Consider the following 25,225-nt stretch of genomic DNA (forward strand, 5'->3'; position numbering starts at 1 on the left):
GCGGAACAACTATGGATAATGCAGAACTGGATAGCCTGGGCGACACGTTGTACGACGCCTGGCGCATGCGCCGCATGTTGGCGCCGCTCACGGCCCGTATGCCGGCACTGACGATAGACCATGCCTACCGCATCCAGCAACGGATGGTGGCACGGCGCATCGCGCAGGGCGAACGGGTGATCGGTAAAAAAATCGGTGTGACCAGCAAGGTGGTGCAGGACATGCTGGATGTGCACCAGCCCGACTTTGGCATATTGCTCTCCGGCATGCTCTATCAGGATGGCAGCGCGATTCGGATGGATAGCCTGCTCCAGCCGCGCGCCGAAGGTGAAATCGCGTTCTTCCTGAAACATGCATTGCGCGGCCCGGGGATTACCGCCGAACAAGTGTTGGCCGCCACCGCCAGCGTCGCGGCCTGTTTTGAAATTGTCGATTCCCGCATCCGGGACTGGAACATCAAGATTGCGGATACGGTCGCGGATAACGCCTCGTGCGGCGTATTTGTAATCGGCAAGGAACGGGTCGCCCCGGCGACCCTGGACCTGGCCGCATGCGCGATGGTCATCGAGAAAAACGGCGCCATCGTCGCGACCGGAGCCGGTGCCGCCGCGCTCGGCCATCCGGCTAACGCGGTCGCCTGGCTGGCCAATGAATTGGGCGCGCGCGGCATCGCCTTGCAAGCCAATGAGCCGATCTTGTCGGGCTCTCTGGGCGCGCTGATTCCGGTGCTCGCCGGGGATGCTCTGACCGTCCGCATCAACGGCATCGGCAGCTGTGCGGTGTCGTTCGAATAGCGCGCCGGAAATCGGCCCTGCCGCATCAGATCACGCACTTCAGACATAAAGACGAAACCATGAAAAAAATCAAATGTGCCTTGATCGGCCCCGGCAACATCGGCACCGATCTGCTTTACAAACTACAGCGCAGTGCCTTTCTGGAACCGGTCTGGATGGTCGGTGTCGACCCGGCCTCGGAAGGCTTGAGACGTGCGGCCGACATGGGCCTGAAAACCACCGCCGAAGGCGTGGACGGCTTGCTGCCTCATGTGCAAGCCGATGGCATCCAGATCGCATTCGACGCGACCTCGGCCTATGTCCATGCGGAAAACGCGCGCAAACTCAACGCGCTGGGGGTGCTGATGATCGATCTCACGCCCGCTGCGATCGGCCCCTTCTGTGTGCCGCCGGTGAATTTGCCGGAGCACGTCGGTCAACGGGAAATGAACGTGAATATGGTCACCTGCGGCGGCCAGGCCACGATTCCGATGGTCGCGGCGATTTCCCGGGTGCAGCCGGTAAGCTACGGTGAAATCGTGGCCACGGTATCGTCCAAGTCGGTCGGACCCGGCACCCGCAAGAATATCGATGAATTCACCCGCACCACGGCTGCTGCCGTCGAAATGGTCGGCGGCGCCAAAAAAGGCAAGGCCATCATCGTCATCAACCCGGCCGAGCCGCCGATGATCATGCGCGACACCGTCCACTGCCTGACAGAGACGGAACCGAATCGCGACAAGATCACCGCATCCATCCACGCCATGATCAAGGAAGTGCAGAAATACGTTCCCGGCTACAAATTGGTGAATGGCCCCGTGTTTGACGGCAATCGGGTCTCGGTCTTCATGGAAGTCGAAGGCCTCGGCGATTACCTGCCGAAATATGCCGGCAACCTCGACATCATGACCGCCGCTGCCGCACGTACCGCGGAAATGTTCGCCGAAGAGATCATCAACGGCAAGCTCACTCTCCAGCCGATTGCGGCATAAGGACAAATCATGACAAGCCAAGCAACAAAAATCACGGTTCACGACATGACCTTGCGCGACGGCATGCACCCGAAACGCCACCAGATGTCGCTGGATCAAATGAAAAGCATCGCACAAGGTCTGGATGCCGCCGGTGTTCCGTTGATTGAAGTCACGCATGGCGACGGTCTGGGCGGTGCGTCGGTCAACTACGGCTTCCCGATGCATAGCGATGAAGAATATCTGTCGGCGGTCATCCCGCTGATGAAGCAGGCCAAGGTCTCGGCGTTGCTGCTGCCAGGCATCGGCACCGTCGACCACTTGCAGATGGCGCACAACCTGGGAGTGGCCACCATCCGGGTCGCGACCCACTGCACCGAGGCCGATGTCTCGCAACAGCATATTGCTTACGCCCGCAAGCTCGGCATGGATACCGTCGGGTTTCTGATGATGGCGCACATGGCGTCGCCCGAGAAGATTCTCGAACAGGCGCTCTTGATGGAAAGTTACGGCGCCAACTGCATCTACTGCACGGATTCGGCCGGTTACATGCTGCCGGAAGACGTAAAGTCCCGCATCGGGCTGCTGCGCGACAAACTCAAACCGGACACCGAACTCGGCTTTCACGCACACCACAATCTGGCGATGGGTGTGGCCAACTCGCTGATCGCGGTGGAATACGGCGCCAACCGGATCGATGCGGCAGCGGCCGGGCTGGGTGCCGGGGCCGGCAATACGCCGATGGAAGTCTTGATCGCGGTTTGTGCACGCATGGGGATCGAAACCGGGGTGGATGTGTACAAGATCCAGGACGTGGCCGAAGACCTGGTGGTGCCGATGATGGATTTCCCGATCCGCATCGACCGCGACTCGCTCACGCTGGGTTACGCCGGGGTATATGGCTCGTTCCTGCTGTTTGCCAGGCGGGCCGAGCAGCGGTACGGCGTGCCGGCGCGTGACATCCTGGTCGAAATGGGTCGACGCGGGATGGTCGGCGGTCAGGAAGACATGATCGAAGACACTGCGCTGACGATGGCGCGGGAGCGTAAGCTGGCCGGGTAAAATGGCGTCCTGCCATGCCGGCACCTATTCACAGGAAATGCGCGCTGACCAGCGCTTCCACTCGATCATTTGGAAAAAACAGTATGGCCATCAAAATCAAGGAAGAAACCTCACAAAGGCTGATCGCATCGATCCAACGATATTTTTCAGAAAACATGGATGAGCCGATCGGCGACCTGAAAGCCAAGCTGCTTTTAGACTTCTGCGTCAGGGAAATCGGCCCCGGTATTTATAACCAGGCCATACAGGATGCCCAATCCCATTTGCAAGAGAAAGTCGCCGACATGGATGCCGAGTGTTATGAAGCCGAGCACGGCTATTGGCGCAAGTAATTGAAAGTGCAAAAACAGGGCGAAGAGAAGTGCAGCGCTATCAGAATGCGGCCTTCTCTTTGTGCCGATGGTTGCCGCGCTCCGCGCCAGCCGGTTTTCTAAGGCCTGTTCCTGCAGGCTGAATTCCTTTCCCAAGGCCTGGCAGTCAAATATTGAGCGTAAACGCCAAATAGGCGGTTGCTTCATGCGAGTGCCCTGCGCCATACCCCACGATTCGGTAGTCAACATGCTTGGTCAACCTCGCCAGCGGGTCATCCGGTTTCACGCGACGGTTACCGCGACGCAATAAGAATATGGGAATAAGGCGCATAGGACTACTACGCAATCATCCGAATTGACAAGGATAAATGCCCTTATTCGGAAAAAACATCGCGTGATTCCAGATTTTTCCTACATGTTCGTGAATTCGCTGTCGCTAGAATATTTTCAGCTTCCCGACGGATGCGGCGGCCTCGACCTGTCCGGCAATATCCCCGGCACGCAAAACGCCGCACCTGACGGCAACCCTACGCGAAGTGATTTATCTGTAAGAGAAGCTGGAATTTAGTCAGAGGGCAGCAGAAACCGACGTCAGAATTTTTTATCTTTAGCGATCTTATCGCTAACTGCCCTTTCCCGGCCACGCAAGAAAGGCAGTGGCGGCGGCTTGCTTAAAAGATTCTCACAAGGCCTGTAGCGCACATAGCGCCTCCTGGAAATATCGCCTCATAAGGAAGAACCCTCCATGAAAATCAAGCAATATCACTGGCTCAGGCCCATCATCAATATCCAGATCGCCGTACAGATCGCCGCCGCGCTGTTGCCGTTCTACGCCACCGGCGCGCATGCGGTCGAGCCTAAGGCAGAAGTTGCAACCGCCACCGCTGACGTACAAGATCAAAATTTCCAGCGAAACATCGCCGAGAAGCTGTCTACCTTCGGCAGCGGCGCTGCCTCCGGCAACCTCGCCGGCGCCGTCGGTCAGCAGGTCACCGGCGGCGTCACGCAAGCCGCCGAAGAATGGTTGAAACGTTTCGGCACCGCGCGTATCGATCTGAACGCCAGCGACAAATTCACTATCGACAGCGGCGCCATCGACCTGCTCTTGCCGCTCGCAGACAGCGACACCCGTCTGCTGTTTACCCAGATCGGCATGCGTAAAAAAGATGCGCAGATCACCGGCAACGTCGGCCTCGGCCAACGGCACTTCAGCGGCGACTGGATGTTCGGCTACAACGCCTTCTACGATCAGAGTCTCAGCCGCGGCCACCAGCGCGTCGGCATCGGCGGCGAAGCCTGGCGCGACTATCTCAAGTTGTCCGCCAACGCCTATCTGCGGCTGTCCGACTGGAAAGCCTCGCCCGATGTCATCGATTTCAATGAACGTCCCGCCGACGGCTTCGACCTGCGCGCAGAAGCCTGGCTGCCCGCCATGCCCAGCCTGGGCGGCAAGCTGATGGTTGAACAGTATTTCGGCAACGATGTCGGTCTGGCCGGGATCGCCAACCGTCGGAGCAACCCCAGGGCGGTGACGCTCGGGGTGAACTACACGCCGATTCCGATGCTGACCGTCGGCCTCGATCACAAACGCGGGGGTGGCAGCAATGACACAAGCGTCGGCCTGCAACTCAATTACGCCCTCGGCCAGTCCTGGGCCAGCCAGACGGACAGGTCCAAGGTCGCCCGGCGCCGCAGCATCTCCGGCAGCCGTTACGACCTGGTCGAACGCAACAACAATATCGTCCTCGAATACCGTAAACGGCAGCCGGTGAAACTGCAACTGCCGAAGGAAATCGTCGGCAAGAGCAATGCAACCATTGCGCTCGCTTACACCGTTGAAGCCAGGAATGGCTTGCGACGCATAGACTGGCAATATGCCGAACTGGCCGCCGCCGGCGGCGTCGTCACCGAGTTGGGCAATCACCAGTTCCAGCTCACGCTGCCGGCTTATCAGGCGACCGGTAGCAACGTTTATCCATTGAGCGGTGTGGCAATCGGCAACAAGGGGAACACCGGCACGGCATCCAGCAGCATCCGTGTCAATGCGCCTGGCGCCAGCGCCGGCAACAGCGCAGTCACGGCCACCCCGGCGACCGTCCCGGCCGATGGCAAGAGCACATCCATCGTCAAGATAGAACTACGCGACGAAGACAACAACGCGATCTCCGGCATGGCGGCCGATCTGAAGGCGCCCCTGACCGAAACCCTGCAAGTCAGCCAGCCAGCCGCCCTGAGCAGCCTGCCGGTCCAGCCCGCAACGATTTCTGCGCTACAGGAAACCTCTGCCGGCATCTATGAAGCCATCGTCACCGCAGGTACCCGTGCCGGCAGTATCCAGGTCGCCCCCGTCTTCAGAGACGTCGCCCTGACAGCGGTCACTATCGCAGAAGGCGCCGACATCGGCACCGCCCATATCGCCGATGCTGCGCTGCAAGTCACGCTGGATAACAGCATTGCCAACGGGCTTGCCGCCAACCAGGCCAGCGCCACCGTCACCGACGCAGGGGGCAATCCATTGGCAGGCGTGCCCGTCACCTTTACCCTCAGCGGTTCAGCCAAGGTAGCCGCCGGTTCGTCATTGACGCCAAGCACCGACGCCAAAGGCATGGTCGCCATTGGCATCACCGATATCGCGGCAGAAAGCGTGACAGTGACAGCTACTTTAGCCAATGGGAACAATGCCAGCGTCGCGATGCAATTTGTGACCGATGCGGGTTCTGGGCACATCGGCAGCGGCGACCTGACCGTAGATAAAACCACGGTCATTGCCAACAACACCGATGCCGCAACGTTTACCGCAATCGTCAGGGACGCCAACGGGAATCCGGTGCCGAACCTCGGCGTCAACTGGACCACCGACCTTGGCAACCTGTCCTCCGCCAGCAGCACAACCGACGCCAACGGCCGCGCTACGATCAGCCTGACCGGCAGCATGGCCGGCGCCGCGCAAGTCATGGCCAAGGTCGGTACCAGCGCAGCAGTGAAGGCGCCGGTCGTGACTTTCATCTGCGATACGGCCTCTGCGCACATCGCCGCTGGCGACCTGAGCGTGGATAAAACCACAGTCATCGCCAACAACATCGATGCCGCGACCTTTACCGCGATCGTCAAGGACGCCAACGGGAATCCGGTGCCGAACCTCGGCGTCAGCTGGACCACCGACCGCGGCGGCCTGTCCGCCGCCGGCAACACCGACGCCAGCGGTCGCGCCACGATCAGTCTGGCCAGCGCCAGCGTCGGCGTTGCCCAGGTGACGGCCAGGGTCGGCACGAGCGCAGCGGTGAAGGCGCCTGTCGTGAATTTCGTCCCTGTTGGGGTCGTCGCAGCGATTACTTCGACAAAAGACAAGATCACAGGAACCGGAGCGGAATACAGTACTGTGGCTGCGTTCGTAAGAGATGCGGAAGGTCGTCCGGTCGCCGGTGCCACGGTCAACTGGACAACGGATCTGGGTCACTTGAGTAGCGCAACGTCCGTTACCAACTCCATCGGCGTGACAAGAATCAGCCTCACTGCCGTTTTGGTAGCAACGTCGAACCGAACTGCACATGTAACGGCAACAATCAATAATGGCAGTAGTAAAACCAGTGAGATTGAAGTGCGCGCGGTGATTCTGGCCGGTGGCAAGTATTACTGGACCATGCAGAGCGATCACTTCACCACTGACGAGAATACGGCAACTAAAAATTGCCGTAGCCATGGTGGTGGCCATGCCGCCGGAGTGCACGAGTTGTGGACATTTGCAAATGCAGGCGCAGACTTTGCAAGAATGTCGGTTGCCGGTGAGTATCAGGATTACTGGTGGCGCCTAACTTACGGTGGGGAAGGGACAGGCGGGTCTTTCCATTCTGGACGAGCGCGTGTCGGGGATCATCATTACCGTGATGATCATGCATCGTATGTTTGCACAACCCTCTGATAATCAGGTGTCGTTCTGCACAAGATAATATTGACCCTGCGAAACCGGCAAAATCTGTCCTCGCCAGTTTTTTTTCGCTTCGACGCCCCAAATCCGACAGGCTCTAGTCCGAATGAAAGTGTTCGGAACCCGATCAACAACATAAGCTGTGTCATCAGACCAATGAGCGGAGGGCAATATGATGACCAGCAAGACAGCAAAGCGCGATCTTCGCGTTGTAGTGATGGGGGCGGGCATGGCCGGTATTCTGAGCGGCATCAAGTTGCGTGAGGCTGGCTTTTGCAACGCGACCATCTACGAAAAAGCCGCGCGTGTCGGTGGCACCTGGCGCGAAAACACCTATCCCGGCCTGACCTGCGACGTGCCATCCCATGCGTATACCTATTCCTTCGAACCGAATCCGGACTGGAGCCACATGTTGCCGCCCGGTGCCGAAGTGCAGGACTACTTCGAACGTACGGCAAAAAAATACAACATTGACGAGATGATTCGCTTCAATGAAGAAATCGTCCGCTGCGAGTTCAAAAACGGCCGCTGGCACCTCGAGATGAAGAGCGGCCTGCGTGACGAAGCGGATGTCGTGATTGCCGCCACCGGCGTGCTGCACCATCCCAGTCTGCCCAACATCCGGGGACTGGATAGCTTCAAGGGTGCGATGTTTCACAGTTCCCAATGGGATCACAGTGTGCCGCTGGACGGCCGGCGAATCGGCGTCATCGGCAACGGCTCGACCGGCGTGCAACTGATTTGCGCGCTGGCCGGACGGGCCGCCAAGGTCAAGCATTTCCAGCGCACGGCCCAGTGGATCATGGCGGTAGAAAACACCGCCTTCAGCGAGGAACAGAAAGCGGCGTTTCGCGCCGATCGGGCACTCTTGCACAGCATGCAAAACGATGCTTCCTATCTGGCCAACGTCGAGCGATTCACCAACGCCGTGGCGGATGCCAACTCTCCCGAGATCGCCCAGATAGAAGCCATCGTGCTGAGCAATCTGGAGCAAAGCGTCGCCGACCGGGCGCTGCGCGAAAAACTCCGTCCCAACTACCGGGCGGCCTGCAAGCGCCTGATTTATTCGCCGAGTTATTACAGCGCTATCCAGCATCCGGACGCCGCACTGGTAACCGATGGCATCGAGTGCGTTGAAGCCGGCGGTATTCGTACCCGGGATGGCCAGTTGCATGAACTGGATCTGCTGGTGCTGGCAACCGGCTTCAAGGCCGACCAGTTCATGCGTCCGATGAACGTGACCGGTCGCAACGGCATCAAACTCAACGATGTCTGGGCCAAACGCCCGAATGCCTATCTCGCGGTCGCGATCCCGGAGTTTCCCAATTTCTTCATGCTGAACGGCCCCACCGGCCCGGTCGGAAATTTCTCGCTGATCGACGTTGCCGAACAGCAATGGGGCTATGTTGCGCAACTGATCGACCTGCTGCGGTCCGGCGCGTGCCGGGAAGTCAGCGTGACCCAGGCCGCCATGGACAGCTATGAACAGGCGCGGATAGCGGCGGCCAAGAACACCATCTTCGCCTCAGGTTGCCATAGCTGGTATCTCGATGCCGAAGGCGTGCCGGCCAGCTGGCCCTGGAGTTACAGTCGTTTCAAGGAGGCAATGTCGGTGCCCCGGCTCGATGCCTTTGTACTGAACGAATAATTTCATAATTGCTGCGAGCGAAGCATCATTCAATCGCATGTTGCCGAACAGCATTCTATTCGAGGAATTCCGCCGCACCGTTCAGAAAAAAGTGTGGCGGAAAAGCGAATGGATATTCAAAACTATTGTCGAAAATTCAGCTTGTTGTCATCTTAACTCCGAGAACGTGAGAATCTTTCATTGTCGTACTGCAATCGCATGACGGCTAACTTTCCTCACATAACGGGAGTAATAAAATGGAACGGTTACAAGCAGTTACCTCGACCTCACGCCCTTTTTCCGCAAACGCCGATAGCAACACTCAAGCAGGAAGCGCCGATATTGGCGGCATGTCAAAAGTGAAAGCCGTGCAGCGCATGCCTTTCACCATTCGCATCGTCGATGATGAAACGGCATTGTTGAAGGCGGTCGATATCCGTCAAGCGGCTTACGGTCGACATATTCCGGAACTGGCCAGCACGCTGGGAGCGCCGGAGCAGGCCGACCATGAGGCCGGCTCGGTCGTGTTGCTGGCCGAATCGAAGTTGGATGGCACATCGCTAGGGACAATGCGGATTCAAACCAACCGTTTCCAGCCGCTTGGAGTTGAAAAGTCGATCGCTTTACCCGATTGGTTGCACGGCCATAGCCTGGCGGAGGCAACCCGATTGGGGGTGTCCGGCGGTCAGGTTGGCAGAGTGGTCAAAACCATGTTGTTCAAGGCTTTTTTTGAATATTGTGTTGCACAAAAAATTGATTGGATGGTGATTACCGCGCGTTCCCCGCTGGATCGCCAATATGAGGCATTGCTGTTTCAGGACGTTTTTCCTGAGCAGGGTTTCACTCCCATGCGCCACGTCGGCAATCTGCCGCATCGGGTGCTGGCATTCGAAGTGGCAACGGCGCAGATTCGATGGAAGGCTGCAGCGCATCCTTTGTACGACTTTATCTTCGAAACCACGCATCCGGATCTTCGGCTCGACCCGCAGCCGGGGATGCGCGTCGGTAAGAAGGATGTATTGGCCGAGCTGGCGTTCCGGCCGGAAACCGGACGCGCACGAGCACTTGCCGCATAAGTAGTTATGTAAGAGTAATTAACCGGCAACGGTATGGTCTGCACACGAATGTGCAGACCAAAGCAAATTTCTGCGGGGTAATACAACCTTGCACATTTAAAGTACAGTAGCGGTTGCGCACTGTATTTTGGATAGGCCCCCATGCTGTTGTTCCCCGCATATAGACAGAAAAGCACCGTCAGTGGCAGCGGCTCACTCGACTGGCTGCTGTTCAGCTTTTCCGTGGGCGTTGTCCCGCTATTGATTTTATTGCTGACGGTATATGCTTTCGTCACCTTTGACGACCAGTTTGCGCGTCATCCCCCGACCAAGCTCGAATTGCACGCAATCAGCGATGCGGAACAACGGCTGACGCCGTCCGAGGCTACGCGCCAACTGGCGGCAGTCCCCGCCCAATTGGATAGCCATACCCATCTCCAGGAGACGCCGTTCTGGTTTTCGTTTGCGGTGCCGGCGAACATTAAAAACGACAGTACAGTGATCGAAATGCCTTCTCGTCATGCTCAGAAAATAGCTTGTTGGGACGGCATTGACCAGCACCTGATGGGGACGGCGGACCGGGGGCACTCCAGTGGACTGATCAAGCCGTTAAAGGCTGGTTTTGCGATCACTTTGGGCGTCATGACGTTACCGAGGGCGATCGTTTGCAAGGGATTTTACTCGGGTCCGGCACGCATCACCGTGCAGCAGTGGCCGGCCTTTGATGCAGACCAGTCGGAAAATGAATTTCATCGCGGCATTGGCCTGCTGGAAGGCGGGTTGCTGATGCTGACGGTGTTCGTGCTGGTCGCGGCCTTGATCAATCGGGAATGGATGTATGTGCTGTTTGCGGTGTGGCTGTTCGGCAACTTGCGTCTTGGCGCCAACTCAATGGGCTGGGATGCGCAATGGGTCACGATAGTCTTGCCGAATGAATGGATGCCGCTGCTACGCAAGCTGACCTTCGCGATCTATTACGTTGTGACGTTTGCGTTGTTCTCGATGCTGTTCAAGACCGAATTGAAGCAAATCGGCCAGGCCTGGATACTCCGCATCGGGCAGTGTCTTGCATTGATCGTCTTTGGCGCTGCGTTGGTACTGTCATATGCACAATTCCTGCTCGTTTTATGGAGCTTGACGGCGCTCGGGATGGTGATTCTGGTGACGTTGCTGTTGCGGATTCTGATATTGACGCATTCCCGGGTCGCACTCTGGTACAGCGCGTCGCTCGCGGTTGTTCTGTTTGCCACATTTGATGAAGTGATCGCGGCAGCCTTCGGCATCAGGGCGTGGAGCGGCGTGCTCAACAGCGTCAGCGCGGCATTGCTGTCGAGCTTGATGGCAGCGTTTGCCATCGCCGAACAAATGCGCCTGGAGCGGCATGCGAGAGTGCTGGTCGAGGCAGAGTTGCGCAGCACCTATGAAGTGACGCCGATCGGCTTGTTTACGCTCGATAGCGAAGGTAATTTCATCCGTAGCAACCCAGCCGTGGAAAAAATGCTCGGACTTGATTTGCTAACGAACAAAATGAAAAGATGGAGTGAGTATTTCGAGCATGGCGCATGGGATAAGTTACAGCATATCGCCGCCGAAAAAAGCGGTGGCGGCGCAGAAATACGCGCTGCAGCTAGAGCTGGCGCTGGCAATGAGGCAGGCGATGCCAATGTGTACCTGGTGACGGCAACCGTTTCCGGTGGACGAATCGAAGGCTCATTGCAGGATGCTACGGAGCGTGCGCTGGCCGTCCAACGGTTGCGATTTTTGGCGGAAAACGATTCATTGACCAGCGTTTTGAATCGTCGCGGCATCGAAAAAATGCTGGAAAAGTCGATCAGCGCGCAAAGCGATGCGCGACCGCTGGCATTGGCTTACCTGGATCTGGATCGCTTCAAACTCATTAACGATCTATTCGGGCATCACGCAGGTGACGAAGTCTTGAAGCAGCTTTGTCTTCGTATCAAGGAAGTGTTGCATGAAGATCACGACATAGGCCGGATTGGCGGCGATGAATTTGTCATTCTGTTCCGCGATGCCGGGATTGCGCATGCGACCGATGTTTGTCGAAATATCATCCAGAAAATCGGCATTGAGCCGTATCACATCGGCACTCGGGCGTTTCAGGTAAAAGGGTCAATCGGCCTGATTGAAGTGGCCGCAAAAATGCGTGTGCAAGATGCCATTTCGGCTGCGGACCGGGCCTGTCGCGAAGCCAAGAAAGCGCACAGCGAACATATCGTTGTGTATCAAAAAAATGCAGCTGCATTTCAGGACAGGCTGGATGAGCTGGATCTGATCGAAAAGCTGGGCGGTGAATTTTTGCCAGCGGGGCTGTTCATCGAAATGCAACCGATCATGTCGCTACGGGAGCCTGAAGAGTCGCTGAATTTTGAAGTTCTGCTGCGTTTGCGTGAAGCCGATAATTCGATAGTGCCGGCAACAAAAATCATTGCCGCGGCAGAAGAAAACGGCAGCATCGCAGCGATCGATAAATGGGTGCTGTCCAGCGTATTGACATGGTTGTCAACCCATCACCAGCAACTGCCGCGGACCAGGTTTGTCTGCGTCAATTTGAGCGGTGGTTCATTAAACGATGAAAAGTTCATTCAGGATATTTTTCAAATCCTGGAGCGTTACCAGCATATCGTGCCGCTGTTGTGTATCGAAATCACTGAATCGGTCGCGCTGCATGATCTCGACCATACGCGTAGCTTTATCGATCGTCTCCAGCGTCTGGGCGCCAAAGTTGCGCTCGACGATTTTGGTGCCGGCTACACTTCATTCACCTATCTGAAAGAATTGTCGGCAGACGCCTTGAAGATTGATGGTGCGTTCATTCAAGGCATGACGGCGCATCCGGCCAACGAGGCCATCGTCGAGGCGATCGTCGAACTCGCACACAATCTCGGCATGAAGAGCATCGCCGAGTGGGTTGAGGACTGTTCAGTGATCGAGGCGTTGAGCAAGTTAGGCGTCGATTATGTGCAGGGTTATGTGGTTGCCAGACCGCAGTCGCCGGAGCGGATATTGCTGGCACATTCGGCTGCCAGCTTTATAGAGGATCCCGCGCTGGTGAAGTTTATACAAGATCGCAGCAGCGCTTGCAGCGATGCCTGGGATGACAACCTGACCATGGCGTCACCGAATTTGCATTGATACGCTCGCCGGTCTTGGCAAAGGCGCCCAGTCGCGCCCGATCTGTAGGTAAAATAGCGATTTTGCGGCCGCTTGCAGGCCGCAGCAATTTTGCAATAACACCTCAATCGCATTCGCGGGATGAATCAATATTTATGGCTACTCTCAAGCACATCGTTATCTGGAAACTCAAAGAACATGCAGAAGACGCCGACAAGGCGACCAATGCGCTCAAGTTAAAGGTGTTGCTGGATAGCTGCGCCGCACTGGTGCCGGGCATCCTCAAATTCGATACCGTGATCGCCCAGGACGGTCTGGAAGCGACCTACGATGTGATCCTGAATGCCGAATTTGCTTCACGCGAGGCGTTGGACGCCTATCAGAACCATCCTACCCACGTCGCGATCAAACCTTTCGTCGGCGCCGTCCGGGAAGCCCGCCAGTGCTTCGATTATTTGAGCTGACATGTTTCCTACGCACGTCTTCCCGCTGGACAATCCATTTTTGAAATACCTCGGCGTCGAGTTCGTGGAGATGGGCGATGGCGCTGCCGAACTTGCGCTGGATTTGCAGCCGCATCACATGAATAGCTGGCAAGTTACGCACGGCGGCGTCTCGATGACCATGCTCGACGTGGTGATGGCGCTGGCCGGGCGCACGCTTTATCCGCAAGCCGAAGCAGCGGTGACGGTCGAAATGAAAACCAGTTTTTTGCAACCGGGCGGCCAGACCGGCGGTCGTATCGTGGCCAGGGGCAAGGCATTTCATCGTTCTGCCACCATGTGTTTTTGCGAAGCCGAATTATGGCATGGCGACAAATTGGTGGCGAAGGCGCTCGGCACCTTTAAATACATGAAAAATACGCGCGCCAGACGTAAGGCCGGGCCCAATTCCGATAGTGCGGCGGACGCATGACGCCGGATTGTTTTCAGCCTGCTCGTCAAAAGTGGAGTGACAATGCATTTCAAAGTAACCGTCGATAATTGGGCGACGCTGCAAAGCGATGCCGGCGCGGTGCGTCGTGAAGTGTTCGTGATCGAACAAAAAATTCCGGAATAGCTGGAATGGGATGAGATGGATGCCGTCTGCGTGCATGCGGTGGCGTACGACGCAGCCGGGCAGACGCTGGGCACCGGCCGCTTGCTGCCGGACGGCCACATCGGTCGCATGGCGGTCAGGCTGGCCGGGCGCGGGCAGGGCGTTGGCGGCGCGATTCTGCAGGCACTCATGGCGCAGGCGCGGCAGCGCGGCGATAGTGCGGTGGTCCTGAATGCGCAGACGCAGGTCGAGGCCTTCTATCAGCGCTTCGGTTTCAGTCGCTACGGCGATGAGTTCATGGAAGCGGGCATTCCGCATATTTCCATGCGTCATGTATTTGCATGAAATTGCATCAGCGGATGCGCTTCAGGTAAGGCGCAGGGCGGATTAGCGCTGTTGCCAGGCTGGCGGATGGGTGCCCAGCGCTACCGACGGCAGATCCCAATGCGCCGGAGTCAATGACATCTGCGCCGCATGTCGCACCGCAGTCAGTTGCCCAAAACCCGACCCAGTCTGTTCCAGCAAGTCCCGCACCTGGTCGAAGCCGAGGTCGGCGGTATCCAGGCCATTTTCGATCCGGCCCAACTGCCGTAACCACTGGCCGGTCTGCGCCAGTGACACGCGCACATGCCAACTTCCACCTTCGGTAATACGTCGCGCCAGCGCGCTCATGGCGCCATAGGCCATCAGGTAGCCGGCGGCGTGATCCAATACTTGCGCCGGCAACGGTTTGGGCGGTGCGCTGCGCGCAGCCTCCGCTTCTGCGTGGTTGAAGCCGCTGGCGGTTTGTACCAGCGAGTCGAAACCGCGTCGTTCCGCCCATGGTCCGACGTGACTGTAGGCCGAGAGCGATACATACACGATGCCGGGGCGTTGCGCAGCCGCTGCTTCCGGGCTGAAACCATGGGCGGCCAGGGCTCCCGGACGATAACCCTGGACGAAGACATCGGCGTCGCCAAGTAAATCGTGCAAGGCGGCCCGGCCGGCGGCGTGTTCCAGGTCGATCTGGCAAGAGCGCTTGCCGCGTCCGGTATCAATCACCAATGGCCCGATGGCAGGTAGCTGCGGTGCGGTGACCAGTAACACCTCGGCGCCATGCGCAGCTAGCGTCCGTCCGCACACCGGGCCCGCAATGATGCGGGTCAGGTCGAGCACGCGGACCCCGTCCAGCGGCCGATGTGCGAGCGGGGCAGGCAGCGGCTGGACCGCGGCCTCGCCGATCTTTTCGATGCTGAATATTGGTAGCGTCCGGACCGCAAGACCTTGCGAATGCCGATCCCATTGCGTAAAGGAACGCATCGCTGCGACCACCAGGCCGGCTTGCGCAGCGGCATCTTCGAAGCCCTCGGCAGTCCAGTCTTGCAGGCTGCGTTCGACGTTGGCGCGATCGTATGCGCATCCCAGCAGCGTCAGTACGCCATCGCGGTGGTGTGGGAAGTTGGCGTGGATGCGGACCCACTGATCGTCGCCGCAGCGATAAGCGCCAGTGATTTTGTCCCAGATATCTGCGCTGCTGGCGCCATCCACACGGAAGTAACGCTCGCTACGGAATTCAGTGATTGCGTGGCGCATGTCGACCGTTACCTGCTGGCGCGCGCCGCCGCGCAAGTGCCACAGCTCGGCAGCGGCCAGCGCCGACGCGGCGATACTGGCTTGGGCGGCGGTGCCGACAGCAAATGACGATGGCAATACCGGTTCGCAACCGGTGAGCGTCAAGTGCGACAGGGCCGCTGCCGGACGATTGAGCGCCGACCATAATGTCCGGACCGTGTCCGCAGGCGTTTGCGGTGTATCCAAAGTCGCAGAAAGCATCTATTGCTCCAGGATTAGGGACGCAGGATTGATCCCAATGGCGCTATCGGATTACGTGTTCTTCCAGCACCGCCGTGCCGCAGGCATGCAGCTTCACGAGTGTCGACGTGCGCGTGCCGTAATCCGGCGATTCGATAAAAACCGCTGACAATAGTCGTTCGGTTTCAATCGCGACGCCGGTCGATGGCAAGCGGCAATCGCCGGCGCGCGTGGTATCGCTCAGCATTTCAAAGTAGGTTTCATCGGGTGCGCCTTGACACAGCAGACTGGCAAACTGGGCTTTGGTCCGGACTACTTTGGGCCAGCAGACATCGAGCAAGGCATTCGACAAGCCATAAATTCCCGGTGCCAGGGGCTGCCCGTTTCGCGCATCGGATTGCCCTTTGTTGGAGTACCAGATCAAATCCCGGCCATCGTTGATGAGCAAGTTGAAACCGTTAAAGTCGCCCGCAGTTGCGCCGATCTGCGCAATGTATTCGGCTGCCGTCGCGGTACTGCTCAGAAAGTCAGCCACCAGCGTGCCGCGACTGGGTGCATGCTCGCGTCGTTCTGCCGGTGCGCGGACGTTGGTGATGGCGGCAAAGCGACCCGTTCGGCTGATGCCTATCCAGGTGCCGCCATCTTGCAGGTCGCGGCCGGCATAAATATCCGGAAGGTCTTCCCACCAGCCGGCAGGGGCGGTTGGGCGCGCATAAAATTCATCGCGGTTGGCGGCCGCAATCAAAGGCAGGCCTGGGATGACTTTCCAGGAAAAAACGATTAGACACATGATCACCCAGTGGCAAAAGACTCAGGAATAAAAAATTCAGTGTGACGATGACCTTGAATCAAGGCGGCGATGCCGCTTTGCTCAACGGCTTGCTCGACCTGCAATGCAAAATTCTCGGGTACTGCCAGATACACCTCCATCCAGGTGTGATGACCGTCCTTGATGTCAGGCCGCCGTTTGAGTGCGCTGGCAATCTGATGCTGACTTGACAGCGCGGCCTGCATCGCTGTCGCCGCGCTGGCAAATTGCGTGGCGCGCTCGGCGGCCACCCGATAATAAATGTAGAGATCCATACTGATATGCATGCAGACACCTGACGTAGATGGCGCTTATCCCAGCTTGACCGCAGGCGCGGCGTCCGGCATCGGGTAGGGCTGCGGCAGGAAGGTCAGTTGCGGACCGCTGACAGAGCCCAAATGCACGCTGCCGTTTTCGAGCGCCGCCAGCTTGATTTCCAGCAGGCAGGTGGAAGTGCCTGCATCATGATCAAGGCGTTCCGCGTTGACGATCATGCCGCACGGTTGCAGCGGATCGGCGCTGGAAAATACTTCGGTGGCGGCGGCAACCTCAATCGCCTCGACATTTGCCAGTACGGCCCGGCGCTTGAGTTTGCCCAGATATTGGCTGCGTGCGACGATTTCCTGGCCGGGATAGCACCCTTTCTTGAAATTAACGCCGCCAACGACTTCGTAGTTAATCATTTGCGGCACGAACTGTTCCTGCGTTGCCAGCGTAATTTGCGGAATCCCCGCTTGAATTTCTCCCAGCCGCCATACCCGGGCGCTGACTGCGGGAAGCGTTTGTGAAAGGGTCGGCCAGGCAGCCATAGCGATTTCAGGTGTCGTGATCCACTGATACCGGGCGATGCCATTGGCGTCGTCGCATCGAATCAGTGTGCCGGCTTGATTCTCGATTTTGGCGTAAGGCGTGGCTGGCAGGCTGGCAAACCAGGCCGCCAGCGCGCTGCCGACAGCATTGCCGCCGAGGCCAAGGATGACCTGGTTATCCGTGATGTCGGCCAGTTTGGCTTTGGAGCGTAATATAAACATTTGCAGGCGCTTTTGTACCGGTGCCTGAATGTCGCGCGGCAGTTGCAGAAAAATGCTGTGATCGTTTTTCCACATCAGCATTGTCGCCAGCAAGCGACCTTTGGGCGAGCAATAACCTGCCAGTCGTGCCTGGTCCAGTGTCAAATGCTCGACATCGTTGGTGAGTTGGTTATGCAGGAAACTGGCGGCGTCGTCTCCCGTCAACGCCATCAGGCCGAGCTCGTTCAGCGGTGCAATGAAATTGCCGGCAGCGTCTGGGGTCCCTTGATGCAGGTCTGTGGCATGTTGCGTTAAAAAGTCCAGCCAAACGGTTGTAATTTTAGTCATAAATTTTGGGCATTCTCAATTCAGCGATTATCATGTTGGGTTGATTATAGTGATGTCGCAAAAAAAGCGTCGGGTTTCGCCGATTTTCGATTATCCCAACCTGATTTAGCGAACCCCCGGAGCGATTGGTCTTGTTTAAAAAACTATTCATGAGTGTCGTTGTACTGGGCCTGCTGGCCGCTGGTGGCCTGGCGTACTGGGCCGGACAGCCGGTGATCGATGCCGGACCGCCGATTCCATTCGCGATCAAGGCGGGCAGCGGTGTCGACAGCATCACGCAACAAATCGCCGGTGCCGGGGTTCCCGTCAATCCCGACTTGCTCGGTTTGCTGGCGCGGCTGACCGGCAGGGGCGGCAAGCTGAAGGCGGGCAGTTACGAAATAAAACCCGGTACCACGCCTTGGCGCCTGATTACGCAACTGGTACGCGGCGAATTCGCGCAGGAGTCATTGACTGTGATCGAGGGCTGGACTTTTCGTCAGATGCGCGAGGCGGTGGCTGCGCAGAGTTCACTCAAGCACGATACGCAGTTGCTCTCCGATGCTGAGCTGATGGCCAAAATCAGCGCGGACTACAGCATGCCGGAAGGCTTGTTTGCACCTGATACTTATTTGTTCGCGAAGGGAGCGAGCGATCTGCAGGTCTACCGGCAGGCGCATGCGTTGTTATTGAAACGACTCAATCAGGCGTGGGAAACGCGCGCTGCAACCTTGCCTTACAGAACACCCTACGAAGCGCTGATCATGGCGTCGATAGTCGAGAAGGAAACCGGTCGTAGGGCAGAGCGTACGAGTATCGCCGGCGTGTTCATCAATCGACTGCGGATCGGCATGCTGTTGCAAACCGATCCGACGGTGATCTACGGTATGGGCGATCAATACCAAGGCATTATCCGCAAGCGCGATTTGACCACCGACACGCCATACAATACTTATACGCGGGCCGGGTTGCCGCCGACACCGATTGCCTTGCCTGGCGATGAATCGTTGCTCGCAGCGATGAATCCCGCCAAAACCGATGCGCTGTATTTTGTCGCCAAGGGCGATGGCAGCAGTCACTTTTCGAGTAACCTCAGCGAGCATAATCAGGCTGTGAATAAATATCAGCGTTAAGCCTTTAAGCTCGCGAACCGAATATACACACCAAACCCTCTATGGCATCTGCAAAATTTATTACCTTTGAAGGCATCGACGGTGCTGGAAAGTCAACCCACATCGGCTATGTGGCTGAATTGTTGCGCCGCCGCGGACTGACCGTGGTCTCAACCCGTGAGCCTGGCGGAACCGAACTCGGAGAAGCCTTGCGCGAACTGGTCCTGCATCAGAAAATGCATCTGGAAACCGAGGCGATGCTGATGTTTGCCTCCCGCCGCGAACATCTGGCGCAGGTCATCGAACCTGCGCTGGCGCGCGGTGACTGGGTAGTTTCAGATCGCTTCACCGACGCGACGTTTGCGTATCAGGGCGGCGGCAGAAAGCTGCCGCTAGCCAAGCTGGAGGCCTTGGAACAATGGGTGCATCCGCACTTGCAGCCGGATCTGACGCTGTTGTTTGACGTGCCACTGGAGGTGGCGCGCGCACGTTTGGACGCGACCCGCGACCTGGATAAGTTTGAACAGGAGAAAGCGACATTTTTTGCCGATACGCGTGCCGAATACTTACGCCGCGCCGCGCAGTTTCCCGAGCGCTTCCGGATCATCGATTCGACTCGGCCGATAGCCGATATTCAGCAAACCCTGGAGCAGATCGTCGCAGCGCTTTAGGTTGAGCTGTTGATCCGTCTGAGGTCGGACACTTTAGTGAGTAATTTGGTAACCAATTGATTGTTAATGAATAATTCGATATTCCCCTGGCAGCTGAGTGCCTGGCAGCAACTGCAGAAAATGCGCGCACGCTTGCCGCATGCGATCCTGTTTCACGGTGCCGAAGGGATAGGCAAAACCGTTTTTGCCGAACAGTTTGCGCAATCGCTGTTTTGCGAGAAGCCGTTAGCGGATGGTCACGCCTGTGGCGAATGCGGCTCGTGCGGCTGGTTTGTGCAGCACAACCATCCGGATTATCGGCGGGTACGACCGGAAATTCTGGAAGATGAGGAGTCGACAGATAGCGCCGACAGCGCAGATGATGCGGGCGAAAGTAAAAAGTCCGCGAAGTCGGCCAAAGCCCCGTCGAAAGAAATCAAGATCGATCAAATCCGCGCGTTGGCCGGATTCATGAACGTCTCCACCCATCGCCAGGGACAACGCGTCGTGGTGCTGTATCCGGCCGAAGCCTTGAATGTTGCGGCCGCCAATGCCTTGCTGAAAACCCTGGAAGAGCCGCCGCCGAATACGGTATTTTTATTGATCTCCAACAGCCTGGACCGGTTGTTGCCGACGATATTGTCGCGCTGCCGCAAATTTGCAATGCCGCTTCCTGCGCCGCAAGATGCGCTCGGCTGGCTACAGCAGCAAGGCGTTGCCGATGCCGATATGTGGCTGGCGGAGCAAGGCGGCGCGCCGTTGACGGCGCAGGCACAGTCGCAAAGCGAAGGGCGCGAATTGATCAACGAATTTTTGGCGTATCTGAGCAAGCCCGGTATCGATGGCGCGCTGAAATGTGCCGAGCGCTTGCAGAAAACGCCGGTGGTGGAATTGCTTGGCTGGCAGCAGCGCTGGCTCTATGATTTGTTTTCGCTGAACATGACCGGCACTGTACGTTATTATCCTCGTTATCAAAAGGCCTTGGCCGCGCTGGCGGCGCGGGCGCAAACGGGTGATTTGTTACGCGCGCTAAAAGCCAGCAACGAACGGCGGGCGATTGCCGAGCATCCTTTGTCAGCCAGACTCTTCATTGAGGAAATGCTGCTGGATTACGCAAAAATATTTGCTTGAACTTTTGTTTGTATATCGATAGGAATGCGCATGGCAGATAATGTAATCGGTGAGGGCATCAAACTAGCGAGGCCGTCGGTATTGTCGCTGGCTATCAAGGAAAAATCGGCGTTATATGCGGCGTACATGCCATTCCTGATCAATGGCGGGATATTTGTGCCGACCAACAAGTCGTATTCGATCGGAGACGAGATTTACCTGATCCTCAGCCTGATGGACGATCCGGCCAAATATCCGATTGCCGGCAAGGTAGCCTGGATCACCCCATCCGGTGCCAATAACAACCGGGCGCAAGGGATCGGCGTGCATTTCCCCGAAGATGACAGCGGCATCCGCTTGCGTGCCCGCATCGAAGAAAGTTTAGGTTCAGCACTGGGTTCAAGTCGCCTCACTCACACTTTATAAAACAACATGAAATATCATCACAGACTCGCAGTGCAACAGGATCTGGCTGCAATCGTTGGGATCTACAACAGCACTATCCCTTCACGCGAAGTGACGGCAGATACCGAACCGGTGTCGCTTGCATCGCGACAAGCCTGGTTCGATCACCACAATCCAACGTCGCGCCCGCTGTGGGTGGTTGAGCAGGAGGCCGACGACAGCGCGCCGGCGACCGTCATCGGCTGGTTATCGTACTCGGATTTCTACGGCCGCCCGGCGTATTCCGGCACCGCCGAAATCTCGATCTACATACACGAAGCCGCACGCGGGAAGGGCGTTGGCCGTTACCTGATGGAGCTGGCCATCAGCTATGCACCAAGCGCTGGTGTGCATACTCTGCTGGGTTTCATCTTCGGGCATAACGCGCCGAGCCTGAAATTGTTTGACGCATTCGGTTTCGAACGCTGGGCCAACATGCCGCGGGTGGCGACACTGGATGGTATTGAGCGCGATCTGGTGATTTTAGGCAAACGGGTCGCTTAAGTTTGCAAGATGCGTTTGCAAGATGCGCACCGTTTCAGCCTCTGTGATGTCACCGATGTTCGACGCATAGCGATTTTAGTGCGCATGGCAACTCACACACGACACGCCATGCGCGACAGACAGAGATAATTTCCACCATGTACATCGATTCCCACTGCCACATCAACTTCCCCGAACTGGCCGCCAAAATGCCGGAGATTCTGGCCAAGATGGCGCAAAACCGCGTCACCCACGCGCTCTGCGTCTCGGTCGACCTGCCGGATTTCCCGCAAGTACTGGAACTGGCTAAAACTTATCCGAACATCTACGCCTCGGTTGGCGTCCATCCTGACTACGAAGACACGCCGGAACCGACGGTTGACGACCTGATTCGACTTTCCGATCATCCGAAAATCATCGCGATTGGAGAAACCGGCCTTGATTACTACCGTTTGCAAGGCGATCTGGAATGGCAGCGTGAACGTTTCCGCCGCCACATCCGCGCCTCGCGCGCCACCGGCAAACCGCTGATTATTCATACCCGCGCGGCATCGGAAGACACGATCCGCATCATGCGGGAAGAGGGCGCCGGCACCGACGCCGGTGGTGCCGGGGGCGTCATGCATTGCTTTACCGAGTCGCTGGCGGTGGCCGAGGCGGCCATGCAGATGGGGTTTTATATTTCGTTCTCCGGCATCGTCACTTTCAAGAGTGCAAAAGACTTGCAGGCCGTAGCGCTGGCAGTGCCGCTGGAGCAGACCCTGATAGAGACCGACTCGCCGTACCTGGCGCCGGTGCCGCATCGCGGCAAGATGAATGAGCCGGGACTGGTGATGCATGTCGCTGAATTTCTCGCGAATCTGAAGGGCGTACCGGTAACCCGGGTCGCACAGCAAACCACGGACAATTTTTTCAACTTATTCAAACTCTCAGCAGAGAACACGCATGTTTGATTTTGCAAAAAAAATAAATGCAGCGGCAGGTCGCCTTGTCTTTTTGCCGCTAGCGGCCATGGTCGTTTTGACGGTTGTGCTGGCCGGCTTGCCGTTAAAGAGTCATGCCGCCGGCTCGGATGACTTCTTCCGCTTGGTCCAGCTCAATGACTATCGCCAATTGCCGAAATTATTGGCGGCCGGGATGGATCCGAATGTGGTGGAGGACAAACGCGGCGATACCGGCCTGATTCTGGCGGTACGCGAAGATGCGATGAAGTCGTTTGACATATTGTTGAATGCACCGGGAGTCGATTTGAATGCCCGCGCCCGCAACGGCGATACCGCGTTGATGCTGGCCGCGTACAAAAACAATGTCGCCGCGGTGAAAGCGTTACTGGATAAAGAGGCGGAACCTAACACCACCGGCTGGACGGCGCTGCACTATGCGGCGACGGTTGGCAATGATGAAATTGTGCAAATGTTGCTGGATGCGTCGGCCTATATCGATGCCGGTTCGCCGAACAATACTACGCCGCTGATGATGGCGGCACGCGGCGGAAAGATTCTGACGGTCAAATTGCTGCTGGACTCCGGCGCCGACGCGACCTTGAAAAATGATGTCGGCATGAGCGCGATTGATTTTGCCAAGAAATTTAACCATCAGGATATCGTTGATGGTCTGACGTATCGGTTGAAGAAGGCGGGAAAACTGTAAGCAGAACCAAATGTGTGCAGTGCAGCAAACAGTCTGTTGTGCAGCTTATTAAATTTGTACTACACTGAACTCAGCAGCGCCTGACGATGCGGGTTTGTGCTGCTCAAATCGGCAAAACATGCCGGACAAATTGTTGCGTGCTGTCGCTTTTTGGGAGGGTGCCATGGAAATTCACATGCATACACATCACCTGGAGTCGCGCGCGCCCGACTGGGCTGCGGCGGTGGTGTCCGGGTTCGTCGGCGGCGCCGTCCTGATGGTGCTGGAGCTGCTCTGGTCGGCGCTGATCGCGGGCACCAGTCCGTGGGAGATGTCACATATGATTTCCGCCATCGTGATGGGGCCGGATGTCCTGCAATCAACCGATTTCAGCTTGAGCGTGGTGGCGACTGCATTGATTACCCACTATGTGCTGGGCATCGTTTTCGGCGTCATCCTGTGTGGCATTCTTGCGCCGTTTCATTTCGATTCAAGCGTGGGCATGTCGTTGCTCGCAGGCGCTGTGTTCGGGCTGGTGCTTTATCTGTTCAACTTTTACGGCATGGCGCGCTTTTTTGCATGGTTTGCCGAGATGCGCAGTTGGGCGGCTCTGGTGACGCACCTGATCTTTGGGATGGTGACAGCAGTCATCTACTGGAAGCTGGAGCGACGCGGCCTGAGCAGGTAGTAGCGCCGGCAGAACATGCACGTAGTAAAGTAGCCTTTATTGACGAGGTGTCACTTCGACGGTTTTGCCGACGAGGAAGAGGATAGTTATGGTCATGGCCATCGTGCTCATCGTGATTGTCGACCTGGCGGTGCTATTTCATATTTTCAGCCCGTGGTGGGCGACTCCGCTGGCCTCGAACTGGCTGCGGATGGACAACACCCTGACGATTACGCTGGCGATCACCGGCTTTATCTTCGTCTTTATCAATCTTTTCCTAGCCTACACATTACTGCATTTTGGCCACCGCAAGGGCCGTCGCGCGGCGTATGAACCGGAAAACAAAAAAGTGGAGTTGTGGCTGATAGGCGTTACCACGGTCGGCATTATCGCGTTGCTGGCGCCTGGCCTGCTGGTGTATGCCGAGTATGTCGAAGTGCCGTCGAATGCGCTCCAGGTGGAAGTGCTGGGCCAGCAATGGCAGTGGCGTTTCCGCTTTCCCGGCGCCAGCGGCAAACTGGGCCGGAGTAGCGTCAGCCTGGTCAGTGCGGCCAATCCCTTCGGCATCGATCCGCGTGACCCGCTCGGTCAGGACAACATCCTCATCAATAACAATGAACTGCATTTGCCGCTCAATGTGCCGGTCAACATGCTGTTGCGTTCGCAAGATGTGTTGCACGATTTCTTTGTGCCGCCATTTCGCGCCCGGATGAATATGGTGCCTGGCATGGTGACCTCGTTCTGGTTCACGCCGAACAAGGTTGGACGTTATGAAGTGCTGTGCGCGCAACTGTGCGGGGTGGGCCACGCCAACATGCGCGGCTATGTGGTGGTTGAGGATATGGACAGCTTCAAGAGGTGGTTGCAGGCGCAGCCGACTTTCGCCGTGTCGATGCTGCCGCAGCAACGTGTGAGCGCTGCGGCAGCAGGTGCCGATACGCTGGTGGCACAGGGCAAGGCGCTGGCTGCATCCAAGGCCTGCGTCGCCTGCCACACGGTAGATGGCAGCGCCTTGGTCGGGCCAACCTGGAAGGGCTTGTTTGGCAAGACTGAGACGATGGAGAACGGCAGTACCGCGCTGGTAGATGAGACTTACCTGAAGGACTTCATCCGCAATCCGCAGGCCAGGGTGGTGAAGGGTTACACGCCGATCATGCCGAAGATCGCCCTCACCGACGATGAATTGAACGCGCTGGTGGCGTATATCAAGTCCTACGGAGCACCGGCAGCAAACGCTACACCAAATGCGGCAGGCGCAGCAGCAACAGTGGTCAATAAATAGGAATACCGACGCTACGGG

Annotated in this window: 23 protein-coding genes and 1 pseudogene; 20 read left to right on the forward strand and 4 right to left on the reverse strand. The window is 57.4% G+C overall.

From position 1 onward, the window contains the following. The first annotated feature begins 11 nt into the window (after positions 1–11). The 11 genes and pseudogenes from dmpE to AC3CHX_RS08885 all read left to right on the forward strand — a co-directional run bounded on the left by dmpE (position 12) and on the right by AC3CHX_RS08885 (position 14,239). Entirely contained in the window at positions 12–794 is a 783-nt protein-coding gene (gene dmpE, locus AC3CHX_RS08835; protein ID WP_488643665.1) for a 2-oxopent-4-enoate hydratase, read from the forward strand. 59 nt (positions 795–853) lie between these two features. After that, positions 854–1,765 carry an acetaldehyde dehydrogenase (acetylating) gene (locus tag AC3CHX_RS08840; protein ID WP_488643666.1) on the forward strand — a complete coding sequence of 304 codons (912 nt, stop codon included), beginning with the start codon at positions 854–856 and terminating at the stop codon, positions 1,763–1,765. Positions 1,766–1,774: 9 nt separating this feature from the next. Then, positions 1,775–2,806: a 4-hydroxy-2-oxovalerate aldolase gene (gene dmpG, locus AC3CHX_RS08845; RefSeq protein WP_488643667.1), complete on the forward strand. Its 1,032-nt coding sequence runs from the start codon at positions 1,775–1,777 to the stop codon at positions 2,804–2,806. 83 nt (positions 2,807–2,889) lie between these two features. Then, the gene (locus tag AC3CHX_RS08850; RefSeq protein WP_488643668.1) at positions 2,890–3,138 is read left to right on the forward strand and encodes a DUF2164 domain-containing protein; all 249 of its coding nucleotides are present in this window, start codon (positions 2,890–2,892) and stop codon (positions 3,136–3,138) included. Between the two features lie 724 nt (positions 3,139–3,862). After that, entirely contained in the window at positions 3,863–7,036 is a 3,174-nt protein-coding gene (locus AC3CHX_RS08855) for an inverse autotransporter beta domain-containing protein (protein WP_488643669.1), read from the forward strand. Positions 7,037–7,214: 178 nt separating this feature from the next. Then, the gene (locus tag AC3CHX_RS08860; RefSeq protein WP_488643670.1) at positions 7,215–8,690 is read left to right on the forward strand and encodes a flavin-containing monooxygenase; all 1,476 of its coding nucleotides are present in this window, start codon (positions 7,215–7,217) and stop codon (positions 8,688–8,690) included. 236 nt (positions 8,691–8,926) lie between these two features. Beyond that, entirely contained in the window at positions 8,927–9,745 is an 819-nt protein-coding gene (locus AC3CHX_RS08865; protein ID WP_488643671.1) for a hypothetical protein, read from the forward strand. 141 nt (positions 9,746–9,886) lie between these two features. Continuing rightward, complete coding sequence (locus tag AC3CHX_RS08870; protein ID WP_488643672.1) at positions 9,887–12,877, forward strand: putative bifunctional diguanylate cyclase/phosphodiesterase; 2,991 nt, start codon at positions 9,887–9,889, stop codon at positions 12,875–12,877. A 134-nt stretch (positions 12,878–13,011) separates the two neighbouring features. After that, a complete protein-coding gene (locus tag AC3CHX_RS08875; protein WP_488643673.1) occupies positions 13,012–13,320 on the forward strand; it encodes a Dabb family protein in 309 nt (102 codons plus the stop codon). Between the two features lies 1 nt (position 13,321). Continuing rightward, positions 13,322–13,771 carry a PaaI family thioesterase gene (locus AC3CHX_RS08880; protein ID WP_488643674.1) on the forward strand — a complete coding sequence of 150 codons (450 nt, stop codon included), beginning with the start codon at positions 13,322–13,324 and terminating at the stop codon, positions 13,769–13,771. Positions 13,772–13,813: 42 nt separating this feature from the next. Then, positions 13,814–14,239: pseudogene (locus AC3CHX_RS08885) on the forward strand (GNAT family N-acetyltransferase). 42 nt (positions 14,240–14,281) lie between these two features. Here AC3CHX_RS08885 and AC3CHX_RS08890 read toward each other — a convergent pair. Genes AC3CHX_RS08890 through ygfZ form a run of 4 tightly spaced genes read right to left on the reverse strand, consistent with a single transcriptional unit; the run spans position 14,282 to position 17,851 of the window. Then, positions 14,282–15,706 carry a CoA transferase gene (locus AC3CHX_RS08890; protein ID WP_488643675.1) on the reverse strand — a complete coding sequence of 475 codons (1,425 nt, stop codon included), beginning with the start codon at positions 15,704–15,706 and terminating at the stop codon, positions 14,282–14,284. Between the two features lie 43 nt (positions 15,707–15,749). Continuing rightward, the gene (locus AC3CHX_RS08895; RefSeq protein WP_488643676.1) at positions 15,750–16,475 is read right to left on the reverse strand and encodes an NRDE family protein; all 726 of its coding nucleotides are present in this window, start codon (positions 16,473–16,475) and stop codon (positions 15,750–15,752) included. Between the two features lie 2 nt (positions 16,476–16,477). Beyond that, positions 16,478–16,780: a DUF4936 family protein gene (locus tag AC3CHX_RS08900; RefSeq protein ID WP_488643677.1), complete on the reverse strand. Its 303-nt coding sequence runs from the start codon at positions 16,778–16,780 to the stop codon at positions 16,478–16,480. Positions 16,781–16,804: 24 nt separating this feature from the next. Continuing rightward, on the reverse strand, positions 16,805–17,851 hold the full coding sequence (gene ygfZ, locus AC3CHX_RS08905) for a CAF17-like 4Fe-4S cluster assembly/insertion protein YgfZ (protein ID WP_488643678.1): 1,047 nt from the start codon (positions 17,849–17,851) through the stop codon (positions 16,805–16,807). A gap of 149 nt (positions 17,852–18,000) precedes the next feature. On the opposite strand from ygfZ, the gene mltG reads away from it, so the two are divergent. The 9 genes from mltG (at position 18,001) to AC3CHX_RS08950 (ending at position 25,207) form a co-directional block, all read left to right on the forward strand. After that, on the forward strand, positions 18,001–18,963 hold the full coding sequence (gene mltG / locus AC3CHX_RS08910) for an endolytic transglycosylase MltG (protein ID WP_488643679.1): 963 nt from the start codon (positions 18,001–18,003) through the stop codon (positions 18,961–18,963). 41 nt (positions 18,964–19,004) lie between these two features. After that, the gene (tmk, locus tag AC3CHX_RS08915) at positions 19,005–19,613 is read left to right on the forward strand and encodes a dTMP kinase (RefSeq protein WP_488643680.1); all 609 of its coding nucleotides are present in this window, start codon (positions 19,005–19,007) and stop codon (positions 19,611–19,613) included. Positions 19,614–19,679: 66 nt separating this feature from the next. Beyond that, positions 19,680–20,723 carry a DNA polymerase III subunit delta' gene (locus AC3CHX_RS08920; protein ID WP_488643681.1) on the forward strand — a complete coding sequence of 348 codons (1,044 nt, stop codon included), beginning with the start codon at positions 19,680–19,682 and terminating at the stop codon, positions 20,721–20,723. A gap of 30 nt (positions 20,724–20,753) precedes the next feature. Continuing rightward, positions 20,754–21,128, forward strand: coding sequence for a PilZ domain-containing protein (locus tag AC3CHX_RS08925; protein WP_488643682.1), 375 nt, complete (start codon positions 20,754–20,756; stop codon positions 21,126–21,128). A gap of 6 nt (positions 21,129–21,134) precedes the next feature. Next, positions 21,135–21,650 (forward strand): GNAT family N-acetyltransferase, encoded by a 516-nt coding sequence (locus AC3CHX_RS08930; protein WP_488643683.1) that lies wholly within the window; start codon positions 21,135–21,137, stop codon positions 21,648–21,650. Positions 21,651–21,787: 137 nt separating this feature from the next. After that, positions 21,788–22,582, forward strand: a complete 795-nt coding sequence (locus AC3CHX_RS08935; RefSeq protein WP_488643684.1) for a TatD family hydrolase — start codon at positions 21,788–21,790, stop codon at positions 22,580–22,582. After that, a complete protein-coding gene (locus tag AC3CHX_RS08940) occupies positions 22,575–23,279 on the forward strand; it encodes an ankyrin repeat domain-containing protein (protein ID WP_488643685.1) in 705 nt (234 codons plus the stop codon). The genes AC3CHX_RS08935 and AC3CHX_RS08940 overlap by 8 nt, the downstream gene beginning before the upstream one ends. 175 nt (positions 23,280–23,454) lie before the next feature. Continuing rightward, a complete protein-coding gene (locus AC3CHX_RS08945; protein WP_488643686.1) occupies positions 23,455–23,946 on the forward strand; it encodes a hypothetical protein in 492 nt (163 codons plus the stop codon). 88 nt (positions 23,947–24,034) lie between these two features. After that, a complete protein-coding gene (locus tag AC3CHX_RS08950) occupies positions 24,035–25,207 on the forward strand; it encodes a c-type cytochrome (protein ID WP_488643687.1) in 1,173 nt (390 codons plus the stop codon). Positions 25,208–25,225 lie beyond the last annotated feature (18 nt).

The sequence above is a fragment of the Glaciimonas sp. OK215 genome, assembly GCF_057787885.1.